Source organism: Streptomyces sp. KPB2, assembly GCF_003950055.1.
GTDB classification, from domain to species: domain Bacteria; phylum Actinomycetota; class Actinomycetes; order Streptomycetales; family Streptomycetaceae; genus Streptomyces; species Streptomyces salinarius.
The window spans coordinates 4,323,233-4,333,791 of record NZ_CP034353.1; the positions used below are offsets into that span (position 1 = coordinate 4,323,233).

The window sequence follows — 10,559 nt, forward strand, 5'->3', positions numbered from 1 at the left end:
CAGACACACGTACGAGTGACGCTTGCAAGAATTACGTTGCTACGTAATATCGTACCCGTGGAGCAACTCGAACACCGCGTGGCCGACCTCGAACGGCGCCTCGCCGCGCTGGAGGCCGCCGACCGGCCCGCCCCCGGGCCCGAGGAGGGCGACTTCTGGGCCCTGGAGGGCCTGAAGGCGCAGCTCGCCGAGTTGGGGGCGGAGGCCGGCGGGGTCCTGTTCACCGGCTCCGTGCGCCTGCCGGCCGGGGAGCGGTACGAGTGGCAGCACGGCACGCTCACCGAAGGGGTGCTGGACGCCGACTGGGCCGAGTCCGCCGAGGTGTTCGCGGCCCTCGGGCATCCCGTGCGGCTGCGGCTGCTGCGGGAGGTGCTCGGCGGCCGGCGCACCGCCGCCGAGCTGGCGGAGCTGGACGGGATGGGCACGACCGGCCAGATCTACCACCACCTGCGCCAGCTCACCGGCGCCGGCTGGCTGCACGCCACCGGCCGGGGCCGCCACGAGGTGCCGCCGGGGCGGGTCGTACCGCTGCTGGTGGCGCTGTCGACCGCGCGGAACTGACCGGGACCCTCGGGTCCCACACCGGCAAGGGGGAACGAACGATGTCCGCACGCAAGCTCGCCATGATCATGTTCCGGGTGCTGCAGCTCGCCTTCCTGGTCCTGGTGGTCACCGGCGTCCTCTTCGACCCGGGGTATCCGTGGTGGGGCGTCTTCCTGCCGCTGGTCCTCGCCTACGCCCTGATCACCGTGGTCAACCGCTGGAACGGCGGCGCCCCCGACGCGCCCGGCAGGTCCCGCGTCCCCGTCGAGGTCGCCCCGCCCGTCACCGGCCGCTGGTCCGCGCTGAACAGCCCGGCCGACCGCACCCCGAGCCACGGCGTCCACGCCTACGGCCAGACCTTCGCCATCGACCTCGTCGCCGAGCCGGAGCCCGGCGCCCGCCCCGGCTTCCGCGCCCTGTGGCCGCTCGCCCGGAGCCCCCGCGCCTTCCCGGCGTTCGGCGCCCCGCTCCTCGCGGTGGCCGACGGCACGGTCGTACGGGCCGACGACGGCCAGCGCGACCACCTGGCCCGCACCTCGCTGCCCGCGCTGCTGTACCTGATGCTCGTCGAGGGCTCGGTGCGCGAGCTGGCGGGCGTCCGCCGCATCGTCGGCAACCACCTGGTCCTCGACCTCGGCGACGGCACCCACGCCCTGTACGCCCATGTGCGGCGAGGTTCCTTCACCGTCCGCGAGGGCGACCGCGTCCGCGCCGGCCAGGTCCTCGCCCGGTGCGGCAACACCGGCAACTCCACCGAGCCGCACGTCCACTTCCAGCTGATGGACGGCCCCGACCCGGACACGGCGCGGGGCCTGCCCTTCACCTGGACCGGCATCGGCGTCCCGCGCAACGGAGAGGTGCTCGAGTCGCCCTCGCCGACCGCGACGCCCGCATAGGCTCACCGCATGCCGCCCGCCAGGAAACGCCCCCGCGCCTACGATCCCGTCCGCACCCGCGCCGCCGTACTCGCCCAGTTCGGCAACGTACGGGCGGCCGTCCGCACCCTCACGCCGGAGCAGCTCGCGCTGCCCACCCGGCTGGGGGACTGGACCGTGCGGGAGCTGGTCGCGCACGTGGGGACGGCGCTGGCCGCCGTGGACCGGCTGCTGGGTGAGGCGGAGCCCCCGCGGCAGGACGGGCGGCTGCTCGACTGGCCGTTCGCCATCGCCGCCGACGCGGACGCCATCGCCGCGACCGCCCGTCGGCTCGCCGGCGAGCACCCCGACCGCGACGCCCACCTCGCCGAGGCCGAGCGGCGCTTCACCGAGCTGCTCGACACCCGGCCCGGCAGCAGGCTGCTCCCGACCAGCGCGGGCGCCCTGCCGCTGGCCGACTACGTCGTCACGCGCACCGTCGAGCTGGTCGTGCACACCGACGACCTGAACGCCGCGATACCCGGCCTCGACGTCCCGTACGACCGGCAGGCGCTCGCCGCCGCGACCCGGCTGCTGGCCGACGCGCTCGCCGTGAAGGCGCCCGGCGGTTCGACGGAGGTGCGGATCCCGCCGTACGCGGTCGTGCAGTGCGTCGAAGGTCCCCGGCACACCCGGGGCACCCCGCCCAACGTCGTCGAGACCGACCCGCTGACCTGGATCCGGCTGGCCACCGGACGGCTGGCCTGGACGGACGCCCTGGACGGGGCGAAAGTGAGCGCGAGCGGGGAGCGGGCCGACCTCGGCGCCCTGCTGCCGCTGCTGCGCTGAGGGAGGAACCGAGCCGGGCGGAACCGGAACTTCCCTCGCTCCGTCGAATCGGCATGTACAGGCAGAGCAGGCAGAACAGGAAGCACGCGAAGCACGAGGCCGGGAAGAAGCCGCAGCGCGGCACGACCCTCACCGTGGCCGCCGTCGCCGCGCTCGTCCCGCTCGCCGCGGCCTGCGGCAGCGAGAAGGCGGCCGACGACACCGGCAGCGGTTCCGTGGGCGCCGGCGGGCAGCGGGTCACCGGTGTGCGGTGGAGCATCGACAGCGTCACCGTCGACGGCACCACCCACCGGGCGCCGGAAGCCGCACACGTACGCATCGACGACGGCGGCGAGGCCGCGGGCAGCACCGGCTGCAACAGCTTCAGCGCCCGTGCCGCCGTCGAGGACGGGGGCGAGGGAGAGCGCGTCCGGCTCAGCGACGCCATGTTCACCGAGAAGGCCTGCGACAAGGTCCCCGCCGACTTCGAGAAGTCCCTCGGCCGCGCCCTCACCACCGGACCGCTCACCACGGAGGGCGGGGGCGAGCGGCTCACCCTCACCACCGCCGACGGCGACACCGTCCGGCTCAGCCGCTCCGAGGACGCGTCCCTGTACGGGACGGAGTGGGTCGTCGACGCCCCGGGGCAGCAGGGCGACGAGGGCCGCGCGCGCCTCACCTTCGACCGGGACGCGAAGACCGTCTCCGGACGTCTCCCCTGCAACCGCGTCAGCGCCGGGGCCACCGTCGGCGACGGGCGGATCGTGCTCGGCGCCCCGTCCACGACCCGAATGATGTGCGAAGGCTCACTCATGGACGCCGAGAAGCGGCTCCTCGGCCTCTTCGACGGCAAGGTCGACTATCGGATCGATCATGAAACTCTCACGCTGACCAGCGAAGACGGCACCACGGTGCGGGCCGTCGCCGAGCAGTGATCCACTGCTGACACTCTGTCCCCAATTCGGACCAGTGGTCGACCTCGCCTACACTCGGAGGCGTGCCACGTGGTGACGGTCGACTCAATCACGATCTGCTTCCCGGCGAGAAGGGCCCCCAGGACGCTTGCGGCGTCTTCGGTGTCTGGGCTCCGGGCGAAGAGGTCGCAAAGCTCACGTACTTCGGGCTGTACGCCCTCCAGCATCGGGGCCAGGAATCCGCGGGAATCGCGGTCAGCAACGGCTCCCAGATCCTCGTCTTCAAGGACATGGGCCTGGTGTCCCAGGTCTTCGACGAGACCTCGCTCGGTTCGCTCCAGGGTCACATCGCGGTCGGTCACGCCCGCTACTCGACCACCGGTGCCTCCGTGTGGGAGAACGCCCAGCCGACGTTCCGTGCCACCGCGCAGGGCTCCATCGCGCTCGGGCACAACGGCAACCTCGTCAACACCGCCCAGCTCGCCGGCCTGGTCGCCGACCTGCCCAAGCAGGACGGCCGCTCCACCCGGGTCGCGGCGACCAACGACACGGACCTGATCACCGCGCTGCTCGCGGGCCAGGTCGACGACGACGGCAAGCCGCTGACCGTCGAGGAGGCGGCCGGCAAGGTGCTGCCCCAGGTCCGCGGCGCCTTCTCCCTCGTCTTCATGGACGAGCACACCCTCTACGCCGCCCGCGACCCGCAGGGCATCCGCCCGCTGGTCCTGGGCCGGCTCGAGCGCGGCTGGGTGGTCGCGTCCGAGTCCGCCGCCCTCGACATCTGCGGTGCCAGCTTCGTCCGGGAGATCGAGCCCGGCGAGTTCGTCGCCATCGACGAGAATGGCCTGCGAACGTCGCGATTCGCGGAAGCGAAGCCCAAGGGCTGTGTCTTCGAGTACGTGTACCTGGCCCGCCCGGACACCGACATCGCCGGCCGCAACGTCTACCTCTCGCGCGTCGAGATGGGCCGCAGGCTGGCGAAGGAGGCCCCCGCGGAGGCCGACCTCGTCATAGCGACCCCGGAATCCGGCACCCCCGCCGCGATCGGGTACGCCGAGGCCTCCGGCATCCCCTTCGGCAACGGCCTGGTGAAGAACGCCTATGTGGGCCGCACCTTCATCCAGCCCTCGCAGACCATCCGCCAGCTCGGCATCCGCCTCAAGCTGAACCCGCTGAAGGAAGTCATCAAGGGCAAGCGGCTGGTCGTCGTCGACGACTCCATCGTCCGCGGCAACACCCAGCGGGCCCTGGTCCGCATGCTCCGCGAGGCCGGCGCCGCCGAGATCCACATCCGGATCTCGTCCCCGCCCGTGAAGTGGCCCTGCTTCTTCGGCATCGACTTCGCCACCCGCGCCGAGCTCATCGCCAACGGCATGAGCGTCGAGGAGATCGGCACCTCGATGGGCGCCGACTCCCTGGCGTACATCTCCATCGACGGCATGATCGAGGCGACCACCATCGCCAAGCCGAACCTGTGCCGCGCCTGCTTCGACGGCGAGTACCCGATGGAGCTCCCCGACCCCGAGCTGCTCGGCAAGCAGCTCCTGGAGACCGAGCTGGCCGCCGGGCCCGCCGGTACGGCCGCCGCCGACGCCATCCGTCGCCCGTAGCCGTCCGCCTCCCTGGTACTACCGCCGTACGACACGAAGGTTCTCATCGTCATGCCTGACACAACTGGTGCCAGCTACGCAGCCGCCGGAGTCGACATCGAGGCGGGCGACCGCGCCGTCGAGCTCATGAAGGAATGGGTCAAGAAGACGCGGCGTCCCGAGGTCCTCGGGGGCCTCGGCGGCTTCGCCGGCCTCTTCGACGCCTCCGCCCTCAAGAACTACGAGCGCCCGCTGCTCGCCTCCGCCACCGACGGGGTCGGCACCAAGGTCGACATCGCCCGGCAGCTGGGCGTCTACGACACCATCGGCCACGACCTGGTCGCCATGGTCATGGACGACATCGTGGTCTGCGGCGCCGAGCCGCTGTTCATGACCGACTACATCTGCGTCGGCAAGGTCCACCCCGAGCGCGTCGCCGCGATCGTCAAGGGCATCGCCGAAGGCTGTGTGCTGGCGGGATGCGCCCTGGTGGGCGGCGAGACGGCCGAACACCCCGGCCTGCTGGGCGCGGACGACTTCGACGTCGCCGGCGCCGGTACGGGCGTCGTGGAGGCCGACCGGCTGCTCGGCCCGGATCGCATCCGTACGGGTGACGCGGTGATCGCCATGGCGTCCTCCGGGCTTCACTCGAACGGGTACTCGCTGGTCCGTCACGTCCTGCTGAACGAGGGCGGCCTCGCGCTCGACGCCCACCTGGACGGTCTCGGCCGCACCCTGGGCGAGGAGCTGCTGGAGCCGACCAAGATCTACTCCCTGGACTGCCTGGCCCTCATGCGCACCGCCGAGGTCCACGCCTTCAGCCACGTCACCGGCGGCGGGCTCGCGGCCAACCTGGCCCGCGTGATCCCCGACGGCCTGCACGCCGTGGTCGACCGGTCCACCTGGACCCCGGGCGCGATCTTCGACCTCGTCGGCCGGACCGGCAAGGTGGAGCGCCTGGAGCTGGAGAAGACCCTCAACATGGGCGTGGGCATGATCGCGATCGTGCCCGAGGAGTCGACGGACGTGGCCCTGACGGCCCTCGCCGACCGCGGTGTGGACGCCTGGGTGGCCGGCGAGATCACCGACCGGGGCGAGCACACGACGGGCGCCGAGCTCGTGGGCGACTACGCCGCCTGAGGCACCGCGGGTGATGCGGGTAGCACAGAACCCGGTCGGTGACAGAGGTCACCGACCGGGAAGGTGTTCAGTGCGAGGTCAAGCGCCGCGTCGCTGTTGAGACGGGGACTGGCCGTCCTCGTCCTCGTCGTCGTCCTCATAGAGGTCGGCGTACTTTGCGTACACGTCGTCATCCTGCTCATCGTCCTCGAATGGGCCGCCGTTAGGCGGTTGTGCATTCGACGGCGATGCGCCCAGCTCCTCGGCCAGGCGGGAGAGATCAGTCCCACCGCTGTTGTACTTCAGCTGGCGGGCGACCTTCGTCTGCTTGGCCTTGGCCCGGCCGCGCCCCATGGCTCGACCCCCTCAACGACGGGGCTCGACGGCCCCAGAGTCTTGACACGCGTTCATGGTCCGGAACGGGCTCTCCGCAGAGAGACCGGTCCGTAGGGCTTCCACGGTACCTGAGCCCACGCCCATACGGTACGTCGCCCGCAGCACGTGGCCCTGCCCAGGACCGTCGAGGCGCCCCGTCCTCGCTGGTCAACCGCGATTTTAACCACCTTTCGGCGGTCGACCCGCCGGGATAAGTGAGAGTTCTCTCGAACTGCCCCCCGACGGGTACCCGTCAAACCTGCGCGGACCGGGCCGGGCCGGCGCCTACGGCGGCCGGGTCAGCGGCGGGCGCGTGCCTCCGCCATCCGCTGCTCGGCGATCCGGTCGGCCGCGGCGGCCGGCGGAATACCGTCCTCCTTCGCACGTGCGAATATGGCCAGCGTGGTGTCGTAGATCTTCGAGGCCTTCGCCTTGCACCGGTCGAAGTCGAAGCCGTGCAGCTCGTCGGCGACCTGGATGACGCCGCCGGCGTTCACCACGTAGTCCGGCGCGTAGAGGATGCCGCGGTCGGCCAGGTCCTTCTCGACGCCCGGGTGCGCGAGCTGGTTGTTGGCCGCGCCGCACACCACCTTGGCGGTCAGCACCGGCACGGTCTCGTCGTTCAGCGCGCCGCCGAGTGCGCAGGGCGCGTAGATGTCCAGGTTCTCCACCCGGATCAGCGCGTCCGTGTCGGCGACGGCGACCACCGACGGGTGCCGCTCGGTCAGGGCCCGTACGACGTCCTTGCGCACGTCGGTCACGACCACGTGCGCACCCTCGGCGAGCAGGTGTTCGACCAGGTGGTGGCCGACCTTGCCGACGCCCGCGATGCCGACGGTGCGGTCGCGCAGCGTCGGGTCGCCCCACAGGTGCTGGGCGGCGGCCCGCATGCCCTGGTAGACGCCGAAGGAGGTGAGGACGGAGGAGTCGCCCGCGCCGCCGTTCTCGGGGGAGCGCCCGGTCGTCCACCGGCACTCGCGCGCCACGACGTCCATGTCGGCCACATAGGTGCCGACGTCGCAGGCGGTGACGTAGCGGCCGCCGAGCGAGGCGACGAACCGGCCGTAGGCGAGAAGCAGCTCCTCGCTCTTGATCTGCTCCGGATCACCGATGATCACGGCCTTGCCGCCGCCGTGGTCGAGACCGGCCATGGCGTTCTTGTACGACATCCCGCGGGCGAGGTTCAGCGCGTCGGCGACGGCCTCCGCCTCGTTCGCGTACGGGTAGAAGCGGGTACCGCCGAGCGCGGGGCCCAGGTCGGTGGAGTGGATGGCGATGACGGCCTTGAGACCGCTGGCACGGTCCTGGCAGAGCACGACTTGCTCATGACCCCCCTGGTCCGAGTGGAACAGGGTGTGCAGTACATCAGCAGGTGCGCCGGTTACGTCGGTCACGGTGGTGACTCCTGTGTAGGTACGGCGGTGGACGGCAGTCCCCGTGCGGGTGGCGGGGACTGTGGCACGAGATTAGAGCCTGGGGGTGCCCGCCCGCCGCACAGTGCTCAGGATCACCTCCGCACGGAGTACGGGCGTGCGACGATTTGCAGAGATTCTCGCGCGTTTGTGATCCGTTTCCACGGCTTTCCGCAGGTTTTCGCGTCGGTGCGCGGGGGAGGGAGCAGGCGTGCCCAAGGTGTCCTCGCTGATCGTGCCGTACGCGGCGTACCTGCGCGTGTACGAGCCGCTGGCGGCCTTCCCCGACGAGGAACGCGCCCACTGGACCCGCTACGCCCGCCGCTCCGACCGGCCCTCCTACCAGGACGAGCTGCGCCGCTCGCTGGCCGACCTGCTGCCCACGCCGCCCGTGGCGGTGCCGGTGCACGAGAGCGCGGACGCCTTCGTGGCGGAGGTGGACGGCGTGGTCTGCGTCTGCCCCTGGCGGACCCGGCTGCGCGGCTGGCAGGCCCTGGGGGAGCTGGCCGAGGACTTCCCGGAGCCGGTCCTGGACGCCCTGATCCCCCCGGTCGTGCGCCGCCAGAGCGCGCAGGACTACGAGCGCTGGCTGCGGCGCAACCCGGATGCCCGGCCCTGGATCCGCACGGCCACCTGGCAGGTGCCGATCAACTGGTTCGTGCTGGTCTCCGACGCGGAGCGGGAGTACGACGAGGGCGGCGACGGCGAGGGGGCGAGCGCGCCGGTGCTGCGCTACCGCACCCCGATGGTGCAGGCCCGCCGGCGGGTGGCCCGGGGGCTGCGGGCCCTGCGGGAGGCCGTGGACGAGGGGCCGCTCATCGACGGGCTGGTGGACGTGGGGCGCTGGCTGGAGGAGTTCCACCCGCGTTCCCTGGTCGAGTTGGACTACGGCGGCCTGGTGCACGCCCTGCCCGCCGGGGAGTTGGAGGCGGACCACTCCGCGGCGGACGTGGCCGAGGGGATCGAGGCGCTGCGGCACGGCGACGGGGCCACCGCCGGCGCGGCCTACGGGCGGCTGGTGGAGCGCTGGCGGGCGGTCCGGGACCGGCGGTCCGCGAACTGACGGTGGGGGCCGGTCCGCGAACTGACGTTTGACGTACCGCCCGATGTGGGGTTTCGTCTTCCGCTCCGACACCTGTTCGGTGTGGGCTGATTCCTTGCCGACAAAGGACGTAGGTCCCGATCCGGGCGTATGCGTCAAGCGTGACGGACCGCACGTACATCACTCTTGCGCCGCTTCCCCCTCCTCGTGCCAAAATAGGACAAGGAGCTCGGGGAGGGCTCCTTCCGTCCTGCTGTGGTGCACTGTGGGCGGAATCTCAGCATTGCACGCTTTGGGGGGTCTGGTGTCAGGTCTGGTGACCCCTGATCGTCCTGTGACTGATCGTCACAGAGGCGTGACTGTCCGCTATGGCATAGTCCATCGGCTTCCGTCGCTGATGAACACCTGGGAGGGCAATTCCATCGGTTTGGCCGACGCGGCTGGACAGATGGTGTAGTTGTAGTGCCGAGGACAAGCCGTTCGTCCTATAACCGACTCGACTCGCGTCCGCCATTTCGGGCAACGCGGGTCAAGGTGCAGAATTTAGAGGAATGAACCGAGAAGGTTCGGTTCTCCCGAGGAGGCCGCTCATGACCGCTCGCACCCCTGATGCCGAGCCGCTGCTGACCCCGGCTGAGGTCGCCACCATGTTCCGCGTCGACCCGAAGACGGTCACGCGCTGGGCGAAGGCCGGCAAGCTCACGTCGATCCGCACGCTCGGCGGGCATCGCCGCTACCGCGAAGCCGAGGTCCGCGCCCTGCTCGCGGGCATTCCGCAGCAGCGCAGCGAGGCCTGAACAACTGAATAACCGGGCAGAACGGCGGGTCCCCCAACCTGTCGAGGCGCCTGGAACCACAGCTCCAAGCGACGCCGTCCCTGCCCCAACAGAGGTGCGTCGTTGATCGCGCTGGACTCCGCCGGGTCCAGCGCGATTTTTTTTGTGCCCGGGTGCGGGTGCGGGTGCGGGTGCGGGTGCCGGCCGGGTGGGTGTGCGGTCCTGTGCCGGGCGGCGGGCCGGTGGCCGGTTCTGTGAGCGGGCTTGTCGGAGTCTGGGGAGGGGTGTCGGTTCGGCTGTGCGGGCACTGCGAAGGCGGTGCAATTGCACATATTAAATTGACCAGTTGTAGGGGAGTCGTAAGTGCGGCCCTTTCAAAAACTCATGCGGTGACACCCGTCACACGGCACGGTGGTTGTTGGGTCCTGCGCCCGTGCGCTAATGGAGGCGTGGCCTCCAGGAGCTCTGCGGGGCAAGGGTGTTGGGGCCCGCGGTGTTCACGCCGTGGGCGCGCTCCCGTCCTCGACGCCCTCTTGACGGGCCGTAGGAGACTGTGGCCCCGGCGAGTCCAGCGCCAGCCGCAACAGCCGGTGGCAGATCGGACAGTGGCGCGTCACGTGACCGTACGACGACGCGGCCGACAGATGCGCGCGGAGCAGGGCCCGCGTCTCGTGCCTGACCGATGTCGCCATACGCCACCTCCAGGGGGCCACACGGGGGATGTGCCCTGTCTTTGGAGTACCGAGCGAATGTGACGCCGTCAAGGCCGCGAGAGGGCCGCAGAGGGCCACTGAGGGGGTTCCGGTGGTTCCGGTTGGCACCGGGCAACCGGGGAGCAACGAAGAAGCCCCGCACCGATGACTCGGTGCGGGGCTCTGTTGCGGTCCTGACGGGATTTGCTGTGCCCGATTGCGGCTGCGCCGCGGGCGCGGCCTCCGCCTCGACAGGGTGGCGAGCGCTTCGCGGAGGGAGGGGAGCGGAGTCGCACGAAGAAGCCCCGCACCGATGACTCGGTGCGGGGCTCTGTTGCGGTCCTGACGGGATTTGAACCCGCGGCCTCCACCTTGACAGGGTGGCGAGCACTCCAAACTGCTCCACAGGACCAGG

Annotated in this window: 11 protein-coding genes and 1 tRNA gene; 8 read left to right on the top strand and 4 right to left on the bottom strand. The window is 71.0% G+C overall.

Annotation, left to right across the window (positions count from 1 at the left end; translation table 11 throughout):
• Window positions 1-78 precede the first annotated feature (78 nt).
• The 6 genes from D1J63_RS19300 (at window position 79) to purM (ending at window position 5,868) form a co-directional block, all read left to right on the top strand.
• On the top strand, window positions 79-561 hold the full coding sequence (locus tag D1J63_RS19300; RefSeq protein WP_125635596.1) for a helix-turn-helix domain-containing protein: 483 nt from the start codon (window positions 79-81) through the stop codon (window positions 559-561).
• Window positions 562-602: 41 nt separating this feature from the next.
• Complete coding sequence (locus D1J63_RS19305) at window positions 603-1,439, top strand: M23 family metallopeptidase (protein WP_125630280.1); 837 nt, start codon at window positions 603-605, stop codon at window positions 1,437-1,439.
• Between the two features lie 9 nt (window positions 1,440-1,448).
• On the top strand, window positions 1,449-2,246 hold the full coding sequence (locus tag D1J63_RS19310; RefSeq protein ID WP_125630282.1) for a maleylpyruvate isomerase family mycothiol-dependent enzyme: 798 nt from the start codon (window positions 1,449-1,451) through the stop codon (window positions 2,244-2,246).
• Between the two features lie 53 nt (window positions 2,247-2,299).
• Complete coding sequence (locus tag D1J63_RS19315) at window positions 2,300-3,160, top strand: META domain-containing protein (RefSeq protein ID WP_125630284.1); 861 nt, start codon at window positions 2,300-2,302, stop codon at window positions 3,158-3,160.
• A 62-nt stretch (window positions 3,161-3,222) separates the two neighbouring features.
• A complete protein-coding gene (gene purF, locus D1J63_RS19320; protein ID WP_102930092.1) occupies window positions 3,223-4,749 on the top strand; it encodes an amidophosphoribosyltransferase in 1,527 nt (508 codons plus the stop codon).
• A gap of 51 nt (window positions 4,750-4,800) precedes the next feature.
• A complete protein-coding gene (purM, locus tag D1J63_RS19325; protein ID WP_102930091.1) occupies window positions 4,801-5,868 on the top strand; it encodes a phosphoribosylformylglycinamidine cyclo-ligase in 1,068 nt (355 codons plus the stop codon).
• A 78-nt stretch (window positions 5,869-5,946) separates the two neighbouring features.
• Here purM and D1J63_RS19330 read toward each other — a convergent pair whose 3' ends face one another.
• Window positions 5,947-6,201, bottom strand: a complete 255-nt coding sequence (locus tag D1J63_RS19330; RefSeq protein WP_052843058.1) for a DUF3073 domain-containing protein — start codon at window positions 6,199-6,201, stop codon at window positions 5,947-5,949.
• Between the two features lie 320 nt (window positions 6,202-6,521).
• Window positions 6,522-7,616, bottom strand: coding sequence for a Glu/Leu/Phe/Val dehydrogenase dimerization domain-containing protein (locus tag D1J63_RS19335; RefSeq protein WP_061443796.1), 1,095 nt, complete (start codon window positions 7,614-7,616; stop codon window positions 6,522-6,524).
• 229 nt (window positions 7,617-7,845) lie between these two features.
• Here D1J63_RS19335 and D1J63_RS19340 point away from each other — a divergent pair, with 229 nt between their 5' ends.
• Window positions 7,846-8,697, top strand: coding sequence for a hypothetical protein (locus D1J63_RS19340; protein ID WP_102930090.1), 852 nt, complete (start codon window positions 7,846-7,848; stop codon window positions 8,695-8,697).
• Window positions 8,698-9,266: 569 nt separating this feature from the next.
• Window positions 9,267-9,473: a developmental transcriptional regulator BldC gene (gene bldC / locus D1J63_RS19345; protein ID WP_003949541.1), complete on the top strand. Its 207-nt coding sequence runs from the start codon at window positions 9,267-9,269 to the stop codon at window positions 9,471-9,473.
• A 476-nt stretch (window positions 9,474-9,949) separates the two neighbouring features.
• On the opposite strand, the gene D1J63_RS37245 is transcribed toward bldC, so the two are convergent.
• Together D1J63_RS37245 and D1J63_RS19355 are read right to left on the bottom strand one after the other, a co-directional pair.
• Window positions 9,950-10,144, bottom strand: a complete 195-nt coding sequence (locus D1J63_RS37245; RefSeq protein ID WP_125630286.1) for a DUF6274 family protein — start codon at window positions 10,142-10,144, stop codon at window positions 9,950-9,952.
• A gap of 337 nt (window positions 10,145-10,481) precedes the next feature.
• Window positions 10,482-10,556: transfer RNA gene (locus D1J63_RS19355), tRNA-Asp, on the bottom strand.
• Window positions 10,557-10,559: the final 3 nt, after the last annotated feature.